At 68.0% G+C, this 23,028-nt stretch carries 20 protein-coding genes; 16 read left to right on the top strand and 4 right to left on the bottom strand.

Annotated features, from left to right (window positions below; all coding sequences use genetic code 11):
- Positions 1–45 precede the first annotated feature (45 nt).
- From rfaP to Atro_RS17260, 9 genes are all read left to right on the top strand, one after another.
- Entirely contained in the window at positions 46–861 is an 816-nt protein-coding gene (gene rfaP / locus Atro_RS17220; protein WP_497924205.1) for a lipopolysaccharide core heptose(I) kinase RfaP, read from the top strand.
- A complete protein-coding gene (locus tag Atro_RS17225; protein ID WP_497924207.1) occupies positions 858–1,595 on the top strand; it encodes a lipopolysaccharide kinase InaA family protein in 738 nt (245 codons plus the stop codon). Before rfaP ends, Atro_RS17225 begins: the two co-directional genes overlap by 4 nt.
- A gap of 76 nt (positions 1,596–1,671) precedes the next feature.
- The gene (locus tag Atro_RS17230) at positions 1,672–3,129 is read left to right on the top strand and encodes a lipopolysaccharide kinase InaA family protein (RefSeq protein ID WP_497924210.1); all 1,458 of its coding nucleotides are present in this window, start codon (positions 1,672–1,674) and stop codon (positions 3,127–3,129) included.
- Between the two features lie 14 nt (positions 3,130–3,143).
- Positions 3,144–4,898 (top strand): carbamoyltransferase family protein, encoded by a 1,755-nt coding sequence (locus tag Atro_RS17235; RefSeq protein WP_497924212.1) that lies wholly within the window; start codon positions 3,144–3,146, stop codon positions 4,896–4,898.
- Positions 4,885–6,177, top strand: coding sequence for a CDP-glycerol glycerophosphotransferase family protein (locus Atro_RS17240; RefSeq protein WP_497924214.1), 1,293 nt, complete (start codon positions 4,885–4,887; stop codon positions 6,175–6,177). Before Atro_RS17235 ends, Atro_RS17240 begins: the two co-directional genes overlap by 14 nt.
- 67 nt (positions 6,178–6,244) lie before the next feature.
- On the top strand, positions 6,245–7,348 hold the full coding sequence (locus Atro_RS17245) for a capsular polysaccharide export protein, LipB/KpsS family (RefSeq protein WP_497924216.1): 1,104 nt from the start codon (positions 6,245–6,247) through the stop codon (positions 7,346–7,348).
- Positions 7,349–7,570: 222 nt separating this feature from the next.
- Entirely contained in the window at positions 7,571–8,554 is a 984-nt protein-coding gene (locus Atro_RS17250; protein ID WP_497924218.1) for a glycosyltransferase family 8 protein, read from the top strand.
- 348 nt (positions 8,555–8,902) lie between these two features.
- Positions 8,903–9,658: a hypothetical protein gene (locus Atro_RS17255; protein WP_497924220.1), complete on the top strand. Its 756-nt coding sequence runs from the start codon at positions 8,903–8,905 to the stop codon at positions 9,656–9,658.
- Entirely contained in the window at positions 9,649–10,092 is a 444-nt protein-coding gene (locus Atro_RS17260; RefSeq protein ID WP_497924222.1) for an O-antigen ligase family protein, read from the top strand. The genes Atro_RS17255 and Atro_RS17260 overlap by 10 nt, the downstream gene beginning before the upstream one ends.
- Here the strand turns inward: Atro_RS17260 and Atro_RS17265 are convergent.
- On the bottom strand, positions 10,075–10,713 hold the full coding sequence (locus Atro_RS17265; protein ID WP_497924224.1) for a phosphotransferase: 639 nt from the start codon (positions 10,711–10,713) through the stop codon (positions 10,075–10,077). The genes Atro_RS17260 and Atro_RS17265 overlap by 18 nt on opposite strands.
- Positions 10,714–10,746: 33 nt before the next feature.
- On the opposite strand from Atro_RS17265, the gene msbA reads away from it, so the two are divergent.
- From msbA to Atro_RS17295, 6 genes are all read left to right on the top strand, one after another.
- Positions 10,747–12,537: a lipid A export permease/ATP-binding protein MsbA gene (gene msbA, locus Atro_RS17270; protein ID WP_497924226.1), complete on the top strand. Its 1,791-nt coding sequence runs from the start codon at positions 10,747–10,749 to the stop codon at positions 12,535–12,537.
- Positions 12,537–13,433 (top strand): GNAT family N-acetyltransferase, encoded by an 897-nt coding sequence (locus tag Atro_RS17275; protein WP_497924228.1) that lies wholly within the window; start codon positions 12,537–12,539, stop codon positions 13,431–13,433. Before msbA ends, Atro_RS17275 begins: the two co-directional genes overlap by 1 nt.
- Positions 13,434–13,437: 4 nt before the next feature.
- On the top strand, positions 13,438–14,937 hold the full coding sequence (locus tag Atro_RS17280; protein ID WP_497924230.1) for a PIG-L deacetylase family protein: 1,500 nt from the start codon (positions 13,438–13,440) through the stop codon (positions 14,935–14,937).
- Complete coding sequence (gene hldE / locus Atro_RS17285) at positions 14,934–16,358, top strand: bifunctional D-glycero-beta-D-manno-heptose-7-phosphate kinase/D-glycero-beta-D-manno-heptose 1-phosphate adenylyltransferase HldE (protein WP_497924232.1); 1,425 nt, start codon at positions 14,934–14,936, stop codon at positions 16,356–16,358. Before Atro_RS17280 ends, hldE begins: the two co-directional genes overlap by 4 nt.
- Positions 16,359–16,455: 97 nt before the next feature.
- The gene (locus Atro_RS17290; RefSeq protein WP_497924234.1) at positions 16,456–17,133 is read left to right on the top strand and encodes an acyltransferase family protein; all 678 of its coding nucleotides are present in this window, start codon (positions 16,456–16,458) and stop codon (positions 17,131–17,133) included.
- A gap of 35 nt (positions 17,134–17,168) precedes the next feature.
- Positions 17,169–18,479, top strand: a complete 1,311-nt coding sequence (locus tag Atro_RS17295; RefSeq protein WP_497924236.1) for an acyltransferase family protein — start codon at positions 17,169–17,171, stop codon at positions 18,477–18,479.
- 46 nt (positions 18,480–18,525) lie between these two features.
- Here Atro_RS17295 and Atro_RS17300 read toward each other — a convergent pair whose 3' ends face one another.
- Genes Atro_RS17300 through Atro_RS17310 form a run of 3 tightly spaced genes read right to left on the bottom strand, consistent with a single transcriptional unit; the run spans position 18,526 to position 21,491 of the window.
- A complete protein-coding gene (locus tag Atro_RS17300; RefSeq protein ID WP_497924238.1) occupies positions 18,526–19,455 on the bottom strand; it encodes a metal ABC transporter ATPase in 930 nt (309 codons plus the stop codon).
- A 45-nt stretch (positions 19,456–19,500) separates the two neighbouring features.
- On the bottom strand, positions 19,501–20,319 hold the full coding sequence (locus Atro_RS17305; RefSeq protein ID WP_497924240.1) for an aldo/keto reductase: 819 nt from the start codon (positions 20,317–20,319) through the stop codon (positions 19,501–19,503).
- Complete coding sequence (locus tag Atro_RS17310) at positions 20,316–21,491, bottom strand: NAD(P)/FAD-dependent oxidoreductase (protein ID WP_497924242.1); 1,176 nt, start codon at positions 21,489–21,491, stop codon at positions 20,316–20,318. The genes Atro_RS17305 and Atro_RS17310 overlap by 4 nt, the downstream gene beginning before the upstream one ends.
- A gap of 249 nt (positions 21,492–21,740) precedes the next feature.
- Here Atro_RS17310 and waaA point away from each other — a divergent pair, with 249 nt between their 5' ends.
- A complete protein-coding gene (gene waaA, locus Atro_RS17315; protein WP_497924244.1) occupies positions 21,741–23,015 on the top strand; it encodes a lipid IV(A) 3-deoxy-D-manno-octulosonic acid transferase in 1,275 nt (424 codons plus the stop codon).
- Positions 23,016–23,028: the final 13 nt, after the last annotated feature.

A 23,028-nucleotide genomic window follows, 5' to 3' on the forward strand; every position in this document is an offset into this window, starting at 1 on the left:
TGCAGATCGCCAGCACGCTGCTGGCTCCTACAGGGATGTATGCCGATGCAACTGATCCTCTCCGAACCCTTCAAGTCCCTCTGGGCCGGGCGCGATGCCTTCGCCGAGGTCGAGCGCCTGCAGGGCCGGGTCTATCGCGAGCTGGAGGCTCGCCGCACCTTGCGCGTCGAGGTGGCCGGACGCGGCTACTTCGTCAAGATCCATCGCGGCATCGGCTGGGCCGAGATCCTCAAGAACCTGCTGACCGCCAGGGCGCCGGTGCTCGGCGCCGCCCAGGAGTGGCGGGCGCTCAGGCGCCTGGCCGAGGCCGGAGTGCCGACCATGACGCCGGTGGCCTTCGGCGAGCGCGGCGATAACCCGGCGCGCCAGCACTCCTTCCTGATCACCGAAGAGCTGGCACCGACCGTCAGCCTCGAGGATTTCTGCCTCGACTGGCCGACCCGGCCGCCGGCGCCGCGCCTGAAGCGCGCGCTGATCGCCGAGGTGGCGCGGCTGACCGCCGGCATGCACGCTGCCGGGGTGAACCACCGCGACTGCTACATCTGCCACTTCCTGCTGCACACCGACCGGCCGATCGAGCCCGACAGCCTGCGCCTGTCGCTGATCGACCTGCACCGCGCGCAGACCCGGGCGCGCACGCCGCGGCGCTGGCGCGACAAGGACCTGGCCGCGCTGTATTTCTCGGCGCTGGACATCGGCCTGACCCGTCGCGACAAGCTGCGTTTCCTGCGCGGCTATTTCCGCCAGCCGCTGCGCCAGACGCTGCGCGAGGAGGCCCGCCTGGTCGCCCGTCTGGAGGCGCAGGCCGGACGCCTGCTGGCGCGCTTCCAACGCAAGGCGGCGGAGGGCAATCCGCTATGAGCGCCTGGCAGTTGGCCGCCGGTCTGGAGCCTGCGGCGGCGCAGGCCTTCGCCAGCCTGGACGCGGTGTTCGCCCTGGAGGGCGAGCGGGTTTCCAAGGACCCGCTGTCCGACGTGATCCGCATCGAGCTCGCTGGCGTGCGCTACTACGTCAAGCGCTACCGCTCGGCGGGCAAGGGCCTGCGCCGCTACCTGGGGCGGCCGCGGGTCAAGGCCGAATGGCAGAATCTCAAGCGTTTCGTCAAATGGGGCATTCCGACCGCTTCCCTGGCGGCCTGGGGCCTGGAGCGCCGCGACGGGGCTTTTCTGCGCGGCGCCCTGATCACCCGCGAGCTGACCGGCACCCGGGACCTGGCCCGGCTGGCCAAGGACAACGACCCACGCCTGGCCGACCCGCGCTGGGTGGATCGCGTCAGCCGCCAGCTGGCCCAGGCGACCCGGGTCATGCACGACCACCATTTCGTGCACAACGACCTGAAGTGGCGCAACCTGCTGGTCGACGACGATGGCCGGCTGTTCCTGATCGACTGCCCGCTGGGCGGCTTCTGGTGGGGGCACTGGCTGCGCTGGCGGATCATCAAGGACCTCGCCTGCCTGGACAAGGTGGCCAAGTACAAGCTGTCGCGCACCCAGCGCCTGCGCTTCTACCTGCAGTACCGCCGGCGGCGCCGGCTCAACGCCAGCGACAAGCTGCGCATCCGGCAGATCCTCAAGTACTTCGAGGGGCGCGAATGAACCTGTGCACTACCCGCGCGTCGCACGCAGGGCATGAACGGCTGTCCGGGCGACAGCAGGAGAAGGAGGGGCACGCATGAATTTGCGCCAGTTGAGAAAGGCCGGCCGCCAGCCGCAGCTGCCGCTGCTCGTCGAGCTGACCGATACCGCCGGACCGGCCACCCTGCGCCTGGACAGCCTGCTGCGCGTGCTGCCGGGGCAGCGCTACGTCGGCCGCGGCGAGTGGCATGGGCAGCGGGTGCTGGCCAAGCTCCTGGTCGGCGACAAGGCCTCGCGGCACTTCCAGCGCGAGCTGAAGGGCGTGCACCTGCTCGCCGGGCAGCAGCAGGCGACGCCACGCCTGCTCGCCGAGGGGCTGGTCGAGGGGGAGGGCGGCTGGCTGCTGTTCGACTATCTGGACGGCGCACACAGCCTGGCCGATGCCTGGCAATCCGTGGAGCACGAGCCGCCGCTCTCGGACGGCCAGCAAGCGGTGCTCGGCGAGGCCCTGGCCGCCATCGCCGGCCTGCACGCCAAAGGGCTCTGGCAGGCCGACATGCATCTGGACAACCTGCTGCGCCACGAAGGCCGGCTACAGGTGGTCGACGGCGGCGCGGTGCAGGCGGAGACGCCCGGCCAGCCGCTGTCGCGCGAACGGGTGCTGGAGAACCTCGGCGCCTTCTTCGCTCAGTTCCCGGTCGAACTCGAACCGTTCATCGAGGAACTGCTGGTGCACTACTTGCTGGTCAACGGCGCGCACGCCCTGCCGCTGGAAGCGCTGCTCAAGGAGGTGGCCAAGGTGCGCCGCTGGCGGCTGCGCGACTTCCTCGCCAAGCTCGGTCGCGACTGCACGCTGTTCAGCGTGCGGCGCGGTCCCATGGGGCTGCGTGCGCAGCGTCGCGACAGCGAAGCCTTGTTGCGCCCGCTCCTGGCCGCCCCGGATGCGCTCGTCGAGCGGGGACATATCTACAAGACCGGCGGGGCCGCCACCGTGGCACGGGTCGAGCTGTGCGGCCGGAGCCTGGTCGTCAAGCGCTACAACATCAAGGGGGTCGCCCACTGGCTCAAGCGCTTCTGGCGTCCCAGCCGCGGCTGGCGCAGCTGGATCGCGGGCAACCGCCTGGCCTTTCTCGGCATTCCCACGCCGCGCCCGCTGGCGGTGCTCGAGCGGCGCTTCTGCGGGCTGCGCGGGCGTGCCTACCTGATTACCGAATACTGCGGCGGGCAAGATATACTCGCGCGCTTTCAGCCGTATCTGGACGGTACACCGCCGGAAGAGGAACTGCTGGCGCTCGATCGGCTGTTCGCCGCCCTGCTACGCGAGCGCATCAGCCATGGCGATCTGAAGGGCAACAACCTGCTCTGGCAGGACGGCCACTGGCTGCTGATCGACCTGGATGCGCTGGAGCAGCATCACGGCGCCGCCCGCTTCGAGCGCGCCTTCGCCGCGGATCGCGCGCGCTTTCTGCGCAACTGGCCGGCCGACTCGGCGCTGTATCGGCTGCTCGACCAACGCTTACCGCGGGCAGCGGATGCCCGCACCACCGAAGAGTAAAGAGGCTAGACCCTGTGGCACTGACGATTCTCGGCCTTTCCGGCGCCCTCAGTCACGATCCTTCCGCCGCCCTGTACATCGACGGCAAGCTGGTCGCGGCCGCCGAAGAAGAGCGCTTCGTGCGCGACAAGCACGCGAAGAACCGCATGCCCTACGAGTCGGCCAAGTTCTGCCTGGAGCAGGCCGGGATCAAGCCCTCCGACGTCGATGCGGTGGCCATTCCCTTCGCGCCGATCAGCCTGTTCGACAAGGCCCGCTGGCACTACGCCAAGCGTTACTGGTACGCCCCGGACCGGGCGCTGGACGCCATCCTGATGGGCAACCGCCGCTACAAGCGCTATCGCACGCGCATCCAGTGGTGCCTGCAGCAGCTCGGCTTCGATCTGAAGAAGGTGCGGATCGAGGCGGTCGAGCACCACCTGGCCCACGCCGCCAGCGCCTACCACTGCGCGGGCTTCTCCGAGAAGACCGCGATCCTCGGCATCGACGGCAAGGGCGAGTACGCCACCACTTTCTTCGGCTGGGGCGAGAACGGCCGGATCCACAAGATCAAGGAGTTCTACGACCCCGATTCGCTCGGCGGCCTGTACGGCGCGATCACCGAGTACCTCGGCTTCGAGATGCTCGATGGCGAGTTCAAGGTGATGGGCATGGCGCCCTACGGCGATGCCGCCCGCTACGACTTCTCGCGGCTGGCCAAATTCGAGAACGGCGAGCTGACCATCAACACCGACTACGCCAACGTCATCGGCTTCCGCCGCTACAAGGACAAGGGCAAGGGCTACTACTTCTCGCCCAAGCTGGTCGAGTGGCTGGGGCCCAAGCGCGAGGGCGACGTCGCCGACGAGCCCTACATCCACTACGCCGCCAGCATGCAGGCGCTGTTCGAGAAGCTGGCGCTGGAGATGATGGACTACTACCTCGGCGACATCATCCGCGAGACCGGACGGATCGCCTTCTCCGGCGGCTGCGCGCTGAACGTCAAGCTGAACCAGAAGATCATCGCTCGCCCGGAGGTCAAGGAGCTGTTCGTCCAGCCGGCCTCCGGCGATGCCGGCACCGCGGTCGGCGCCGCCGCCTATGTGTCGGTCCAGCGCGGCGTGCCGGTGGAGAAGATGGAGCACGTCTATCTCGGCCCCGCCTACTCCAACGAGGAGGTGATCGCCGCCTGCGCCAGGCACCCGCAGACGCCGGTCTGGAAGCGGATCGACAACGTCGAGCGGCGCATCGCGAAAATCATGGTCGACGGCCATCCGGTGGCCTGGTTCCAGGGCCGCATGGAGTTCGGCCCGAGGGCGCTGGGCGGGCGCTCGATCATCGGTTGCCCGAGCGTGCCGGGCGTCGCCGACCGGATCAACGAGCAGATCAAGTTCCGCGAGCGCTGGCGGCCGTTCTGCCCGTCGATGCTCGACACCGTCGCCCCGCAGATGCTCAAGGTCGACCACCCGTCGCCGTTCATGACCTTCACCTTCGAGGTCCACGAGGAGTGGAAGACCCGCGTGCCGGAGGTCGTCCACGAGGACGGCACCTCCCGCGCCCAGGTGCTCAGGCGCGAATTCAACCCGCGCTGGTACGACCTGATGAAGGAGCTGGAAAACCTCACCGGCAACGGCGTGTCGCTGAACACCTCGCTGAACCGCCGTGGCGAACCGATGATCTGCTCGCCGACCGATGCGCTGAACATGTTCTACGGCTCGGACCTGCGCTACCTGATCATGCAGGACATCCTGGTGGTCAAGGACGGAATGGACTGGTATGACGCCGTCTGAGGGTAGCCGGGTCGCTGTGCCGCCCATGGGCGCCTGGCTGCACAAGGCCCGGCGGCTGGACCGCTATCGCTGGTGGCTGTTGCTCGAGCGGCACGCCTGGCCGGGAGCGGCACTGCGCTTCTGCCGGGATGCGCTGCTGGACCTGGTCTTCGGCATCCGCGCGCGCCTCTATCTCTCGAAGGCCCAGCCGCCGGGCGGCGAATCCTGTGCCTTTCTGCTGCTGCAGAGCGGCCCCAAGATGATCCCGCTGCAGCGCAAGAAGCACCTGATCGAGGCCCTGCGCGGCGCCGGTCACCGGCTGGTGGAGACCGCCCTGGTGGACCCGCGGGCGGTCATCGCCGGACGCCTGCTGGCACGGCCGCCGCAGCCGGTGCCGCTGCGCTATTTCGGCCATGCCGCCTATGCCGAATGGCTGGTCGCCCAGCACGATCCGCAGGTGCTGATCAACGACCGGAACGGCAGCCTGTGCAGCCCGTTCCTGCGCCTTTCGCTTGCCCGTCGCGGACGCCTGCTGGTACAACTGGCCCATGCCACGACCCTGGAGGGGTCGCGGCGGCTGAGCATGACCGACTACGACTACTACTTCCTGTTCGGCCAGAGCTCGCTGGACGCCTTGCGCGCCAGACGTCTGCGCTTCGGCGATACGCAGGTGGTGCTGTCCGGCTCGCACCTGATCGACCGCGCCTACGATCTGCCGCCGGCTGACGGCGCCGCGCGCACCCTGCTGATCCTCGGCGTCGGTCCCGACCGGGAGAAGGAGGCCGGCTACCTGCACACCTATGCGCTGCTGCAGGACTGGGCCGCGGGCCATCCGGAGTACCGGGTGCTGGTCAAGACGCATCCGCGCAGCCGGATGCCGTTCTGGCGGGAAGCGTCCGGGCGTTACGCCAACATCGAGGTCCTGCCGGCCGATTGCAGCCTGGCCGAAGCGCTCGGCCGCTCCAGCGTGGCGGTCAACATCATGTCCAACGCGGTGATCGAGGCGGCGCTGGCGCGGCGCCCCATCGTCTACTGCAACCTCGGCAGCGAGCCGGACATCTTCGGCCAGGAGCGCTTCTTCGGCGCGGTGGTGACCACCGCGGAGGAGCTCCAGCAGCGGCTCCTGGATATCGAGCGGAATTATGCCCGGCACGTCGAGAAGAGCCGTGCCTTCATCCAGCATCATCTGGTGCATGGCGTGGAGGGCCTGGCGACGACCCGGCGCCTGCTCGAGGCCCTGCTGGCCGGCGCGCCACTGCCCGAGGAGGTCGAGCAATGCCGCTTGCCGGGAACGCAATAGAAAAACCTTCCTTCACCTTCCTTCTTCTGCTCGCCCGCGCCGGCAGTCAGGCCGGGCAGGATTCGCCATGAGCCATTTCCTGTTCTTTTCTCTGGCCAAGCACCAGAGCATCTACTTCCAGCGCCTTCTGGAGGCGACCGGCCTGCGTGGCAAGCTGGTGGTGCCGGGCGATCTGCCCTGGCCACGGCCCTGGGGCCTGCCGCGCATCGCCGGGCGCATCGACTGGACGCCCCTGATCGAGGAGAAGTGCCAGGAGCGCCGGGTCAAGCGCAAGTCCCAGGGGGGGCTTTATCGCCTGCTGCTGCGCCTGGAGCTGCTCTGGATGGCCTTGCGCATCCAGGCGCTGCTGGAGAGGGAGCAGCCGTCGGCCGTGGTCATGTGGAACGGCTCCCACCGCTACTGCCAGCTCATGCAGGCCCTGCTGCCGGCGGGATGCCGTACCTTCTTCTTCGAGAACGGCCTGCTGCCCAATACCACCACCCTCGATCCGCAGGGCGTCAATTTCCGCAATTCCGTGCCGCGCGATGCCGCTTTCTATCGGCGCTATGCGGCTGGCCTGCCCGACGAGGCGCAGGGCGAAATCACCCTGGTGCCGCGCAAGCCGCGTCACACGGGTCTGCAGCCCATCGTGCTGCCCGAGCGCTACGTGTTCGTTCCCTTCCAGGAGGATCGCGACTCCCAGGTGCGCCTGTTCTCGCCCTGGGTCGCCGATATGCGTCAGCTGTTCGCCCTGGGCGAGCGGCTGGTCGCCGAAACGGGCCTGACCGTGGTGTTCAAGGAGCACCCGTCCAGCCGTGACACCTATCCCGAGCTGCACCTTCGTACCCACGAACGGTTGCTGTTCGCCAACGGCAACAGCACCCAGGAGCTGATCGAAGGCAGCCAGTTCGTCATCACCCTGAACTCGACCGTGGGGCTGGAGAGCATCCTGCTGGGCAAGCCGGTGGTCACCCTGGGCCAGGCGTTCTTCAGCGTCGAGGGCGTGACCATGCATGCGGACTCGGCCGATGAACTGCTGCGCCTCGCCCGGCAGTTCCCCGACTGGCCTCTCGACGATGCCTTGCGCAGGAGCTTCCTGCATTATCTGAAGAATGAGTACTGTGTACCGGGACGCTGGCAGGATGCCAGTGCTGAGCACTTGCAGGAAGTTGCGCGCAGAATGCAGGCGTGAGGGCTGTTCATCTTGTCTGAAAGAATAACGTTGTTTTTCCATGCGCTGCCCGGGATTGCCCCGGGCGGGCTCTTCCGGGGCCGGGATGCTCCGGACATGAATGCTGTCCCTGCATGGACAGACGACTGGGCACGGGATCGGTTCGCGATTTTCGCGACGGTCCGCTGTAGCTTGCCGGCGGGCGATTCGCCTGCTCGAGTGCCTTGCCATCTGGGGGAAACCATGTCCGCTAGCGAAACGACAAAGAAAATGGCCGCTCTCCATGTCGCCTTCGGCGTGGACGAGAGATACCTGCATCCCATGGGGGTCACCATTGTCTCGATCATCGAGAACAATCCCTCGCTGGATCTGGTTTTTCATGTGTTCGCCGCCAAGCTTTCGCCGACTGGCCGGGAGCGTCTCAAGCGGTTGGAGCAGCAGTTCGCAAGACCCGTGCACCTGCATTTCGTCGATGAGCTGGTGGGAGTCAAGGACCCGGGGGCCGGCAAGGGACAGGCCCATATCTCGAAGGCCGCCTATATTCGCTTCCTGATTCCCGAGACGCTTCAGGGCGTGGCGGACAGGGTGCTCTATCTCGATGCGGATATTCTCTGTCTGGGGAATATCGCCGAACTGCTGCGGATGGATATCGGCGAGGCGATCGCCGCGGTGATACGCGATGCCGGCGCCGAGTCCAAGCGAACCGGGCTGAACCGCAAGGGGCAGGCCGTGAAGGATTATTTCAACTCCGGGGTCCTGTATATCGATATCGGTCGCTGGATCGCCGCCGACGTGTCCGGGCGGGCGCTGGAGAAGATCGCCGACCCGGCGCTGAATCTGCGATATTCCGACCAGGACGCGCTGAATATCGTGCTCGACGGGCGTGCCTGCTTCGTCGACCGGATGTGGAACCACCAGTACGGGCTGACCAGCAAGCTGAAGAAGGGCAGGGTTGGCATGGACCTGCCCGGAACGACCAAGTTCGTTCATTTCATCGGCCCGATGAAGCCGTGGCGCAACTGGAATCCCCATCAGTCGAAAGAGGTATTCCTCAAGTACCAGGCGCTCTCGCCATGGGCCGGGACCGCTCTGGATGACGGTTTCACGCCCCGCGAGTTCTATGTTTATTCGAGATTCATGTATCGGCTGATGTTCAGGCAGCGGCGCTGGCTGCAGGGCCTGGTCTGGTACGGAAAATTCCTGCACAGGAAATACCGGACGGGTTGAGTCGGCCGAATTGCCGGTGGACGGAAAGAGAGTGTGTTCTATGGCGGTCTTTGGCCTATGGCGTCATTTGCGCCGAGTCCGTTGCATCGCCGCTGGCAATGCCGGGTGGCCACGACAGCGGTGGTGACGGTGTGGCGTGCTGTGGCTTCTGCAAAGCGCCTGTTTCGTAAGCCGATACCATGACCGACTCTGGTGTTTGCGTCGATTCAGTGCGACGCGGATGTTGTCTGCACAAGAAAAGCTTTCCAATTGTTCATTGAAGGGAGTCGCCGTGTTTTTTACTCAACGCCTGGCCTCGCTGTCGCGGTTTTCCCCAGCCTGGCCCTATGTGCTGGGGCCGGTCTGGTCGTGCAGCTGACCGGCCTGCTGTTCAACAACGACGGCAGCCGTTACGCCACCCAGCTTTATCTGTTGCTGTTCGTCCCCGCGCTCTTTCTGTTGCTGTTCCGGCGCTTGTCCGTGGCGACTTGGCGTCAGGTGCCCGGGCGCCTATTGCTCGGGCTGTGCGCCTGGGTACTGCTCAGTGGCTGGCTGCATCCGGGCGCCGACAATGGGCTGTCCTACTGGGCGAAGATCGTCCTGCTGGTCCTCCTCTACGTGTTTGTCGTGGCCAGCCTGGTCCGGCTTCCGCGGCTCTTCACCGGTCTCCTGGGCGGCGCCGTGGCCGTGGCGGCGGTCTTCGCCTGGCTGACGCTCTACTACCAGTTCGGCGTGCTCGACAAGCCGCTGGACTACGATGTGCTGCGCTTTGGCGGCCGGTTGAGCGAGTTGGGCTGGAAGGGCTTCGCGGACCTGGACCACCCGATCGTCGCCGGTCTGTACTACGGGGTCTTCGCGGTCCTGGCGACCGGGCTGCTGGTCAGTCTTCGACTCCGCCCCTGGCAAGCTGCTCTGCTGGCGCTGGGTCTGCTGGGGCTGCTCGCCTACATCCTGCTCACCTTCTCCCGCGGCGCCTGGTTCGCCACAGCGGCGGGTGGTATCGCCATGCTCTTGCTGTTTCCCAACTTCAAGTCGAAGGCCCTGCTGGGGGGGGCGCCCTGCTGCTGCTGGTCGCCCTGTTCGTCTTCTGGCCGGAGCTCCAGCATGAGCGCCAAGTGGGGCTGAGCAATCGTGAGCAGATCTGGGCCGCTTGGGGCGAGCGCCTGCCCACGTTCTGGCTGCTGGGGGCGGGTGCCGGAGCCGACTTCGAGTTCATATTCTCTTGGCTTCCCTACACCCCCAGCGTCAAGCACGCCCACAGTCTCTATCTGCAGTTCTGGTACGAATACGGCTTGCCGGGCATCCTGCTGCTCGTCGCGCTGCTTGCGAGTCTGCTGTGGAAGGGCTGGAAATGCCGGGCGGAGCCTCTGGCGCGGCTGGGACTGGCGCTGCTGGTGTTCGCCATGGTGGCGATGGTTTCGGACATCTATGCCATCTTCCATCGCCCCAGTCCCTACTGGGTGGTGTTCTGGTTCCCGGTCGGTATCCTGCTGGGCGCAGGACTCGAGCAGGACGGAAACGAGGCCGGCGGCTGCGCCGTTTCAGCCGGCCAGGCGTGACGGAGGGGTGTGCCGGGCAGGCAGCGGGTGGCGATACAGTTCGCACAGCGCCTCGAAGGGAAAGTCCGTCAGTTTGCGCCGCTCCAGGTAGCGGCGCAGATGGCCGAGGTTGCGCCGCACCAGCCAGGCGCCGAGCGCACCCTGCCGACAGCGCAGGTCGAGGATGTCGATCAGGCCGAACTGGCCGTCGGGCATCCGGATGATGTTGCCCAGGTGCAGGGAGCGGAAGTAGATCCCCAGCTGGTGCAGGTGCCGGATGAAGTCCGCCAGCGCCGGCAGCAGCTCGGCGATTTTCTCCGGCTCTTGGCGGTACAACTGCTCCACGGATATCCCCGGCAGCGGGCGATAGAGGCAGGCGCTGAGGCCCGCCTCGCGGTCCAGCCAGAAGGTCTCGGCGACCTGCGGCGTGGGAATGCCGCGCTGGACGAGTGCCTCGGCATTGCGGGAAAACCGTCGGGCGGCGGGCTGCAGGCGGGCGAGCAGGGGGTGGCGGCGGGTATGGAAGATCTTCAGGAAGCGGCCGTCGTCCAGCGCCACGACCTTGGGGCCGCGCCCGTCCTTTTCCAGGACCCGGCCGTTTCCCAGCCATTTTTCCAGCTCTTGCGCTGATACAATCCGCATCCCGTTCCTCACTCGATGTTCGAGGCTCGCCGTATGGCCAACCCTGTCCAGCAATCCAGCCTGAAAATCTATCTGCGGTTGCTGAAGTACGTCCTGCCCTATACGAAGGCTTTCGCCTTCAGCATCCTGGGGTTCCTGCTGTTCGCCTCGAGCCAGCCGATGCTGGCGGAAATGCTCAAGTACTTCCTGGACGGGTTGGAGGGGCCGGGCGACGCCAGGCTGCTGGGGGTACCGCTGCTCTATGGCGTGCCGTTGCTGATTGTACTCATTGCCTTCTACCAGGGCATAGGTTCCTTCCTCGGCAACTACTACTTGGCGAAGGTCGCCCGCGGCGTGGTGCACGACCTGCGCTGCGCGCTGTTCGACAACCTACTGACGCTGCCCAACCGCTATTTCGACACCCACAACTCGGGCCACCTGATCTCCCGCATCACCTACAACGTGACCATGGTGACGGGGGCGGCGACCGATGCGATCAAGGTGGTGATCCGCGAGGGACTCACCGTCGCCTTCCTGTTCGGCTACCTGCTCGTCAGCAACTGGAAGCTGACTCTGCTGCTGGTGGTACTGCTGCCGATCATCGCGCTGATGGTGACCGCGGCCAGCAAGCGTTTTCGCAAGCAGAGCCGGAAGATCCAGGACGCCATGGGCGACGTCACCCATGTCGCCTCGGAAACCATCCAGGGCTACCGGGTGGTGCGCAGCTTCGGCGGCGAGGCCTACGAGCAGAAGCGCTTCCACAAGGCCAGCGCCCTCAACATGAACCGCAGCCTGAGCATGACCCGCACCCAGGCGATCTACACGCCGCTCCTGCAGTTGGTCATCTACAGCGGCATGGCCGTGCTGATGTACATGGTGCTCTACCTGCGCGGCGATGCCTCGGCCGGCGATCTGATCGCCTACATCACCGCGGCCGGCATGCTGCCCAAGCCGATCCGCCAGTTGTCCGAGGTCAGCGCCACCATCCAGAAGGGCCTGGCGGCGGCCGACAGCATTTTCGCCCAGCTCGACGAGGAAGCCGAGGTCGACCGGGGCCATATCGAGCGCGAGCGGGTCGCCGGCCGCCTCGAGGTGCGCGACCTGAGCTTCGGCTATCCCGGCCGCGAGCGGCCGGTGCTCAGCGAGATCAGCTTCAGCGTCGAGCCCGGGCAGATGGTCGCGCTGGTCGGGCGCTCCGGCAGCGGCAAGTCGACTCTGGCCAACCTGATCCCGCGCTTCTATCAGCATCAGCAGGGGCAGATCCTGCTCGACGGCGTGGCGATCGAAGACTACAGCCTGCACAACCTGCGCCGGCACATCGCCCTGGTGACCCAGCAGGTGATCCTGTTCAACGACAGCGTGGCCAGCAACATCGCCTACGGCGATCTGGCCGGCGCGCCGCGCGAGGCCATCGAGCGGGCTGCCGAAGCCGCCTACGCCCGGGAGTTCGTCGACAAGTTGCCGCAGGGCTTCGACACCGAGGTGGGCGAGAACGGCGTGACCCTCTCCGGCGGCCAGCGCCAGCGCCTGGCGATCGCCCGGGCCCTGCTCAAGGACGCGCCGCTGCTGATCCTCGACGAGGCCACCTCGGCGCTCGATACCGAGTCCGAGCGGCATATCCAGGCCGCCCTGGATCGGGTCATGCAGGGGCGCACCACGCTGGTCATCGCCCACCGCCTGTCGACCATCGAGAAGGCCGACCTGATCCTGGTGATGGACGAAGGGCAGATCGTCGAGCGCGGCACCCATGCCGAGCTGCTGGCGCTCGGCGGGCACTACGCGCGTCTGCACGCCAAACAATTCGAGGAAACCGATGAAATGCTTTCTGTGACAGGGGATAGTTGATGCTGCAGTTGTTGCGTGGCTGGCGTGAGCGCGGTTGGAGCGTCATCGACCAGACGGCCTATGCCGAGGCCTGGTATCGCCATGGCGGCAGTGTGGCGACTCATCCGGAATTCGTCGAGCGGCTATCCGCCCTGGCGGAAATGCCCGTCCGCTACCTGGGCTGGGAGCAGGACGGCGAACTGCTGGCCGCCATACCCTGCTGGGGGCGCCATCTGGCGCTGTCCAAGGATGTGCTGAAGCAGTCCGGCAAGCGCCGGCTGTTCGATCTGGGCAACGCCGAAGTGATCCTGCCGATTGCCGAGACGGCCTGCGTGCCGGTGCGTCAGCAGATGAGCTACGTCTCCGAGCTGAACCGCGGGCGCATCGAGAATCTGCGCGAGCAGCCCGAGCAGCTGGCCATGGCCCGCCCGCCGGAGAACTACAAGGGCCGCTACCGCTACAACCTGCGCCGCGACCTGCGCCTGTTGCAGGAGGCCGGCGGCCAGTTGCGGCCGCTCGGCGAGCTGGCGCCTGCCGAGCGTGCCGCCATCTACTCGACGCTGTTCGAGCGCCGCTGGCAGTTCGAGGTGCCGGGCAAGCCCCGCTTGGCCGAGGTGTTCGCGCTGATGAACGAGTTCATGGCCGGCCAGGTGGTGTTTCTCGGGGAGCGGCCCATCGCGATCCAGATCCTCTACCGGGTCGAGTCGCCCAAGTGGGTTTCCTACGAGTACATCAACGGCGGCTTCGATCCCGACTGCGACAAGCTGGCCCCCGGCAGCGTGCTCACCTTCGTCAATACCCAGGACGCCTGGGCCGAGGCACGCGCCAAGGACAAGCAGCTGCGCTATTCCTTCGGGCGCGCCGACCGCGAATACAAGGATCTGTGGTGCCACCGGGTACCGGTCTATCAGGTCTGACGCCATGACCGCCCGCAAGCAGCAGTTGCTGAGGCGCCATCGCCGCAACAAGCGCTTCTTCATGCTGGTCGCCCTGGTGGCGCTGGTCATGCTCGGCCTGCTGGTCGCCTGGTGGCTGGTGCCGCTGGCGCTACTGCTGGGCTGGCTCGCCCACGAGGCCTGGTTCGCCGACCACCTGTTCTACCGCCCGCAGGACGATTACCGCTACGCCTTTGCGTCCGATGCCCTGGCCCTGCCGGCGCGCCTGGAGGAGGGCCGGCTGGTGGTGGAGGGCGATATTGGCGCGGCCGAAACCCTGTTCCTCGCGGTGCGCGTCAGGGCTGGACGGCTGGGCCGGCTGTTCGATCCGCAGGTGTGGGTCGGCGGCGACCGCCAGGATTTCGAGCGCGGCGTGGACGGGCTGCGCTATCTGAACCTGTCCGGTCAACAGGAGGCGTTGCGCGCCGGAAGCCTGTGCATTCGCGGGCGTTTCTGCAGCCTGGCCGGCGATGCCACCCTGCATGCGCTGAGCAACCCGGATTACGCCGGGCGGCGCCTGCTGATCGTCGCCCCGCATGCCGACGACGCCGAACTGGCCGCCTTCGGCCTCTACAGCCGGGCGCGGGAGGCCGCCATCGTCACCCTGACCCAGGGCGAGATCGAAGCCGGACACTACCGGCGCCTCGGCCTCGACCCGGCGGCTGCGGCGCGTCTCAAGGGCCGCCTGCGCTGCTGGGACAGCCTGGCGGTGCCGCTGTGGGGCGGGGTACCGCAGAGCCGCTGCGTGCAACTCGGCTACTACTGCCTGCAACTGCCGGCGATGGCCGCCGAACCGCTGCGGCCGTTCGGCTCGCGGGAGTCCGGCGAGAGCGACATCCGCGGCGCGCGCCGACACAATCCGTTGCCCCTGCCCGGCGATGCCGACGGTGCGCCGACCTGGCACAACCTGGTCGCCGACCTGCGCGTCCTGCTCGAACACTTCCGCCCCGAGGTGGTGGTGACACCGCATCCCGAGCTGGATCCGCATGCCGACCATGTGGCTGCCACCCGCGCCCTGCACGAGGCGATCGCCGACAGCGCCTGGCGTCCGGCGACCCTGCTGCTCTACGCCAACCATCTGCACGACAACGACCGCTGGCCGATGGGCCCGGCCGAAGGCGGCATCGCCCTGCCGCCGGCCATCGAGCCGCTGCCGGCCGACGGCCTGTGGAGCCCGCGCCTGAATGCCGAAACCCGGCTGGACAAGGCCATGGCATTGTCCATGCAGCACGACCTGCAGCTGCCCCTGCCGGCGAAGAAGCGTCTGCGCCGGCTGATCCAGCGGCTCCTCGCCGGGCGCCGCTGGCCGGCCACCGGGGCCGACGAGTTCTTCCGCAAGGCGGTGCGGCGGCACGAGCTGTTCTGGGTGCGTCTCTGCGAAGGCGCCGTGGCGGACGGCCGCGCCCAGGGCTTGGATCAGGCAGCCGGCCAAGCCCTGCATGCTATGATCGGCGCCGATTTTCACACCCCCATGGAGACTCCATGAAGCTGTCCATGCCCCGTTTCGATCGCTCCCCCGTGCTGGTGGTCGGCGATGTCATGCTCGACCGCTACTGGCATGGCTGCACCACGCGGATCTCCCCGGAGGCGCCGGTGCCGGTGGTCAAGGTCGAGCAGATGGAGGACCGCCCGGGCGGCGCGGCCAACGTCGCGCTGAACATCGCCGCGCTGGGCGGCTCGGCCACCCTGGTCGGCGTGACCGGTGCCGACGAGGCGGCCGACAGCCTGGCCCAGAGCCTGGCGTCGGCCGGCGTGGACGTGCATTTCCAGCGCATCGCCAGCCAGCCGACCATCGTCAAGCTCAGGGTTTTGAGCCGCCACCAGCAGTTGCTGCGCATGGACTTCGAGCAACCCTTTGCCACCGATGCCGCCGTCCTGGCCGCCGAGGTCGAGAGCCTGCTCGAAGGCGTCCGGGTGCTGGTGCTCTCCGACTACGGCAAGGGCGCACTGCAGAACCACCAGGTGCTGATCCAGGCGGCGCGTGCCCACGGCATTCCGGTGCTGGCCGACCCCAAGGGCAAGGATTTCACCATCTACCGCGGTGCCGACCTGATCACCCCGAACCTGGCCGAGTTCGAGAACATCGTCGGTCGCTGCGCCGATGAGACCGACCTGGTGGCCAAGGGGGCGCGGCTGATGGCCGAGCTCGAGCTCGGCGCACTGCTGGTAACGCGCGGCGAGCACGGCATGACTCTGCTGCGCCCCGGCCATCCGGCGCTGCACCTGCCGGCGCGGGCCCGCGAGGTGTTCGACGTCACCGGCGCCGGCGACACCGTGATCTCCACCCTGGCCGCGGCGCTGGCCGCCGGCGAGGAGCTGCCGCAGGCGGTGGCGCTGGCCAACCTGGCGGCCGGCATCGTGGTCGGCAAGCTGGGCACCGCGGCGATCAGCGCGCCCGAGTTGCGCCGTGCGGTGCAGCGCGAGCAGGGTTCGGAGCGCGGCGTGCTGAGCCTCGAACAGCTGCTGCTGGCCATCGAGGACGCCCGCGCCCAGGGCGAGAAGATCGTCTTCACCAACGGCTGCTTCGACATCCTGCACGCCGGCCACGTGACCTACCTGGAACAGGCCCGTGCCCAGGGCGACCGGCTGATCGTGGCGGTCAACGACGACGCCTCGGTCACCCGCCTGAAGGGGCCGGGCCGGCCGATCAATTCGGTGGACCGGCGCATGGCCGTGCTCGCCGGGCTCGGCGCGGTGGACTGGGTGGTGAGCTTCGCCGAGGACACTCCGGAGCGCCTGATCGGACAGATCCGTCCGGACGTGCTGGTCAAGGGTGGCGACTATGGCGTCGACCAGGTGGTCGGCGCCGCTCTGGTCCGTGCCTATGGCGGCGAGGTCAGGGTACTCGGACTGGTGGAGAACAGCTCCACCACCGGCATCGTCGAGAAAATCCGCCGGCAGCCCTGAACTCGAGCGAGCCCCCTCTCTCCAATCCGTCGCGGCCCAGCGATTGCGCCGCTTCGTTCAGTGAGCCGCGCCGTGCGGGCTCCGGTTGGGGGGATGGGTGTCGGACAACGGTCTTGCTTCGATTGCCGGAGCCGGTGAGTTCCGCCGGGATATCAACGGGCTGCGCGCCTGGGCCGTGATGGCCGTGGTGCTGTATCACTTCGGCATCGCCGGTTTCGCGGGCGGTTTCGTCGGCGTCGATGTGTTCTTCATCGTCTCCGGCTTCCTGATGACCGGCATTATTAGCCAGGGTCTGCAGCGCGGCGACTTTTCCCTCGGGCATTTCTACCTGGCGCGTGCCCGGCGGATCCTTCCGGCCCTGATCGTGCTGGCGGCGGTGCTGCTGGCGGCCGGCTGGTTCTTCCTGATGCCCAGGGAGTACGAGGCGCTCGGCGGGCATGTGCGACGAACCCTGCTCTTTGCCTCCAACCTGCGCTATCTGCAGGAGTCCGGCTATTTCGATGGCGACGCCCATGAAAAGTGGCTTCTGCACAGCTGGTCGCTGTCCGTGGAGTGGCAGTTCTATCTTCTGCTGCCCGTGTTGCTGCTGGCGGTCTGGCGGCTCTTTCCAGGCCGACGGGCAATCATCCTGGTCCACGTCCTGCTGCTGCTCGCTTCCTTCGGCATCTGCGTGGCACTGACCCTGAGCCAGCCGCCCAAGGCCTTCTACCTGTTGCAGTCGCGGGCATGGGAGTTCCTGGCCGGGGGCTGCTTTTCCTGCTTGGCGAAAACCTGAGGCTTTCTGCCCGCGCCAGGATCGCTCTGGAAGGGTTGGGTCTGCTCTCGATCGTCGCTGCCGTCGTCGTTCTCGATGCGTCGAGCCTCTGGCCGGGCTGGCTGGCATGGTTGCCCAGCAGCGGGACCCTGCTGGTGCTTCTGGCCCGCCGTGGGGATTCGCCCTGGACCGGCAACGCGGTGGCCCAATGGCTTGGCAGCCGCGCGTACTCCCTCTACCTGTGGCATTGGCCGCTGGTCGTCGGCCTGGCCTATGGCGAGCTGTCGGACCATCCGGCCTGGGTCCTGTCCGGCCTGCTCGCCACCCTGCTGCTCGGTCAGCTTTCCTATGCCCTGATCGAGGTTCCGGCCCGGCGTAGCCTGCACGGCTTGGTGCCCGGCTGGGCGGCTGCCGCTCTGCTGCTGGCGGTGTTTCCGCTGGCGTTGGCAGCCTCCTGGATACGAGGAGCGGAGGGTGTCCCGCAGCGTCTGCCCGCCGCTGTGGGCGAAATCGAGGCGCAGGCGGACGACCGCAATCCCCGGCAGGGCGAATGTCTGGACAAGGGAGCCGCCTGCCTCTTCGGCGGCGCCTCGATCAAGGCGCTAATCCTGGGCGACAGTCATGCCGATGCCTTGGTCACGGCTGCGCAGGCTGCCCTGCCGGACCCACGGCAAGGCATTCGTTTCCGTGCGGCGCCCCTGTGCCTGCTGGTGTTCGGCGCCGCCGATGTCGACGACAGAAAGGCCGCGCCTTGCGTGGCCCTGAAGCGGGACCTGGAGGAGGAGCTTGCACGCGGCTCGTCGCGCTTGCCGATCATCGTGATAAACCGGACCTCGGTGTATGCCCTGGGCTACAACGAAACCTTCGAAGACAAGGAAACGGACCGGCCTCTGGTGTTTTTCTCCAGGCCCTCGGACAGGGCCTCGCCCGAGTATCTGCAGGAGTTTCGCCAGCATTACCTGGCCACCGCCTGCGAGATCGCCAGGCAGCGGCCCCTGTTCCTGATGCGGCCCCTTCCCGAGATGGCGATCGATGTGCCCCATGCCATGGCCAAGGCCAAGCTGATGGGCGCGCCGAGGGACATTTCGATCAGCGTGGCGGCCTACCACAGGCGTCACGCCTTCGTCTGGCAGCTTCAGGACGAGGCGCGCGAGCGGTGCGGCGCCCGGATTCTCGATCCCTTGCCCTATCTGTGCGATGACGAGGTCTGTCATGGCAGCAAGGACGGCCGTCCGCTCTACGCGGACGACGACCATCTGAGCGAGTTCGGCAATCGCCTGCTGGTGCCGATGTTCGCCAAGGCCTTTGCCGCCATGCAGGCTGCCGACGAGGCGCTGGCGCAGCAGCGGCGGGAGGTCGCCCGCTAGGACACTGCACCGGCCCGTCGGATCGGCTTCGGGGAGCCTCTGCCGCTCAGCCCACGGCTCCGCTGCGCTGCGGAGCCGGCGTGGCGACGTCCTGTGCCGGGGCGTCCCACAGGGCCTGCCAGTCGCGCCAGCTGATCCGCTCCTCGCGTACCACCCAGCCGTCCTGCGGGGCGAAGCTTTCGGCCAGCCACAGATCGCGGGTCTCGACCCGGCGCAGGAAACCCTGCTGCAGGGTGTAGAGCTCGTCCGCCGGGCGCCGGTCCTGATCGAAGGGCAGCAGATAGAGGTCCGGGCTGTCGTGGTCGATGCGGGCGATCAGGGTGCCGTCCTCCAGGCATTCGTCGGCGTGCAGCAGGCTGAGCTGGCGCAGATTCTCCGGCACCTCCAGGCGCATGTCGTAGACCAGCTGCAGCGAGGCGGTGGGCAGGTGCACGTAGGCCCGCGGGCGTTCCAGCAGGGGCATGCTGCCGCAGGATACCGGGCGCGCCGCGCCGGACAGCGGGCTCAGGCGGAAGGAGGTGTTGTCGCAGTAGTGCAGGACGTTGTCGTAGGGCGTCGGCAGCCAGGTGTCGGCGAAGCGTCCGGTCATCCAGCACTGCGGCGTCTGCAGCAGGCATTCCTCGGCGACTTCCTGGATCGCCGTGAGCAGCGGCAGGTTCAACTCGTGGGCCGGCACGTAGCCGGAGATCGGCTTGAGCACCACGTCGCCGCGGTCCTGGCGCTGCTGGCGCACCAGCAGCCAGTAGTCGCGGCCCTGCCAGGTCAGGGTCAGGCGCACGGAGACGCCCAGGTTGGCCAGCTCCAGGGCGAAGCGCCGGGTGTCGGCGACCTCGACCGGGCGACGCCGTTCGAGCATCTGGCTGAAGTTCAGCGGTTGGCCGAGAGCCTGGTAGCTGAGGCCTTCGGGAGAAGCTTCCACGAACAGGGGAAGGGTCTTGAAGGCGCGCGGATTGCGCTTGGCGATGATAGTCGACATGGCGGCTCCTTGGTCCTGGCCTGCCGCAGCAGAAGCGGCAGGTCCTTATTGTCTTTGTTGGCGGATGACGGCTGCGGCTGCCGAGACATTATGCGACAGGTGCAGCGGGTTGATGGTTCCGACGATCGCGCTGTCGACGCCGGGATGATGGAACAGCAGCTCGAAGCTGGCGCGAACCGGGTCGATGCCGCCATCCAGGCAGGCATGGCCGCTGGCCAGAGCCTTCTTGATCAGGATGCCCTTGCCGTGGGTGGCGGCGTAGTCGGCCACCGGCAGCTCGCGTTGGTCGTCGAGGTTCAGGGTGATCATGGCGCAGTCGCCTTCCGCGAGGGCCAGCAGGCCGCCTTCGACGGTCTTGCCGGAGAGGCCGAAAGCGCGGATCTTGCCCTCGCGCTTGAGCTCGGCGAGGGTCGGGTAGACGCCGCTGTCCAGCAGGATGGCGACGTCGTTGCCGTCCGAGTGCACCAGGATCAGGTCGATATGGTCGGTCTCCAGACGCTTGAGGCTGCGTTCGACGGAGAAGCGGGTGTGCGCCGGCGAGAAGTCGAAGCGCGACTGGCCGTTCTCGAACTCCTCGCCGACCTTGCTGACGATCGTCCAGGCGTCGCGCTGGCCGCGCAGCAGCGGGCCGAGGCGCGCCTCGCTGAGCCCGTAGGCCGGCGCGGTGTCGATCAGGTTGATGCCCAGCTCGCGGGCCAGGGCGAGCAGTTGGCGGGCCTCGGCGTCGTCCGGGATGCGAAAGCCGGTCGGGTATTTCACGCCCTGGTCGCGGCCCAGCTTGACGGTGCCCAGGCCCAGCGGCGAGACGCTCAGGCCGGTGCTGCCCAGCGGGCGGTGCAGGTCGTGGAGGGTGGCGGGGCTCACGGCAGCAGTTCCTCCCAGACCGGTCGCGCCAACGGCGGGCGGGGCAGGGCCGGCAGCGGCGGATGCGCCGCCGGGCGCACGCCATCCCGCTCGAGGCTGGCGAAGATCCGGTCGGTCAGGTCCGGCGCCAGGGCCAGCTTGGTCGGCCAGCCGACCAGCAGGCGGCCCTGCTCGGCGAGAAAGGCGTTGTCCGGGCGGGCCAGGGCCGACTGCGCCGGCTCGGCGCGGTCGACCCGCAGGGTCGCCCAGTGCGCCTGGCTCAGATCGATCCAGGGCAGCAAGTCGTTCAGCTCGCGGCGGGCCGTGGCGATCTGCTGCGCCTCGTCGCGCGCCACGCCCTCGGCCTCGGCCAGGTCGCCGCCCAGGTACCAGACCCATTGACCGTCGGCGGCCGGATGGCTGGTGACGGTGATCCGCGGCTTCGGTCCGCCACCCAGGCAGTGGGCGTAGAGCGGCCTGAGGGTCGGCGCCTTGAGCATGACCATGTGCAGCGGGCGCCGCTGCATGGCCGGCTGGCTCAGGCCGAGCGCGGCCAGCAGCGTGGCGTTGCCGGCGCCGGCGCAGAAGACGATGCGCTGGGCACGGATCTCCCGGCCGTCGACGTTCAGGCCGGCCAGGTCGCCGGCCTCGCGCAGCGGGGCGATCTCGCCGGCGGCCAGCAAGCCGTCGCCGGCCAGTTCGGCGAGGCGGGCGATCAGGCCGGGCACGTCCAGCACCAGCTCGTCCAGGCGATAGACGCTGCCGCGGAAAGCCGGATCCTGCAGCGCCGCGGGCAGAGCCTCGCCCTTCACCGGCTCGACCCGCGCGCGTACCGCCTTGCTGGCGAAGAAGCTGGTCAGCTTGCCAGCCAGGGTGCCGGGCGACCACAAATAGTGGGCATCGGACAGCCGGTGCACGCCGGAGAGATCCAGCTCGCCGCTGCCGGCCAGCGCCTGGCGCCAGCGCCGCGGCATGTCGGCGATCGCCTCGGAGGCGCCGGTCAGCGCGCCGTGCAGGGCGTACTTGGCGCCGCCGTGGATGATTCCCTGCGACTTGACGCTCTGTCCGCCGCCGAGGCTAGCGCTCTCCACCAGCAGGGTGGCGTAGCCGGCCTGGCGCAGGCGGGCGTTCAGCCAGAGGCCGGCGATACCGCCGCCAACGATCAGGACGTCCGTGCTGAGGGCTGGGAACATGGCTCGTCTCGTTGAGTAAAAGAGTCGGATTATAGCGGCTGACTCGAAGTCGTGTGTTCCGGTTATCCGACGGCTCGAACTGGGACCATAGGAGAAAAATGCTTACTGATTTATTGATCTCGATCAGCATAAAGCATGCCATTCGTCGGTCGTTTATTGCCGGGTCGGTCACGACCTTGGTCGTGCAGGCCGAGCGCCGCCACCAACCCTACAGCCGCCGGGCGCTCGGTTTTGCTAAGCTGCGCCGCCATGAATCGAACCCTCTATACCCTGCTGCTGCACCTCGCCCTTCCGCTGATCCTCCTGCGCCTGGCCTGGCGCGCCTGGCGTGCGCCGGCCTACGCGCGGCGCGTCGGCGAGCGCTTCGCCCTCGGCCTGCCGGCGCTGCGTCCGGGCGGCATCTGGGTGCATGCGGTGTCGGTGGGCGAGAGCATCGCCGCCGCGCCGCTGATTCGCGCTCTGCAGGCGCGCCATCCCGAGCTGCCGCTGACCGTCACCTGCATGACGCCGACCGGCTCCGAGCGCATCCGCGCGCTGTTCGGCGACAGCGTGCAGCACTGCTACCTGCCCTACGACCTGCCCTGGGCGGCATCGCGCTTTCTCGACCGGCTGCAGCCGCGCCTGGCGGTGATCATGGAAACCGAGCTGTGGCCCAACCACGTACACCAGTGCGCGCGGCGCGGCATTCCGGCGGTTCTGGCCAACGGCCGGCTGTCGGCGCGTTCGGCGCGCGGCTACGGGCGCTTTGCCCGGCTCACCGGCCCAATGCTCGCCGAAATGCGCTGGCTGGCGGTGCAGAGCGAGGCCGAGGCCGAGCGCTTCCGCGCGCTGGGCGCCAATGGCGAGGCGGTGACGGTGACCGGCTCGATCAAGTTCGATCTGGCCGTCGACCCGCAGCTGCCGGAGCGGGCGGCGGCGCTGCGCGGGCAGTGGGGCGCGGCGGATCGCCCGGTGTGGATCGCCGCGAGCACCCATGCCGGCGAGGACGAGATCGTCCTCGCCGCCCACCGCCAGTTGCTGGCAGGTTTTCCCGAGGCGCTCTTGATCCTGGTGCCGCGCCATCCGGAACGGTTCGCCCCGGTCCTCGAGCTGTGCCGCCGCGAGGGCTTCGCCACCGTGCGGCGCTCCGCCGGCGAGGCGGTCGCGGCGCAGACCCAGGTGCTGCTCGGCGACACCATGGGCGAGCTGCTGTTCCTCTACGCCCTGGCCGACTGCGCCTTCGTCGGCGGCAGCCTGGTCCCCAGCGGCGGGCACAACCTGCTGGAGCCGGCGGCGCTGGGCAAGCCGCTGCTCAGCGGGCCGCACCTGTTCAACTTCCTCGACATCGCCGCGCGGCTCGCCGAGGCCGGCGCCCTGCGCCAGGTGAGCGACGCCGGCTCGCTGGCCGCGGCGGTCGGCGCCTTCTGGCACGAGCCGGCGGACGCCGCGCAGGCCGGCGCGGCCGGACGGGCGGTGCTCGAGGCCAACCAGGGCGCGCTGGCGCGGCTGCTGGAAGAGCTGGAGCGGCTGCTGGTCAGGCCCTGAGCGCCTTTTCCGA

Source organism: Azotobacter tropicalis (genome assembly GCF_059739045.1).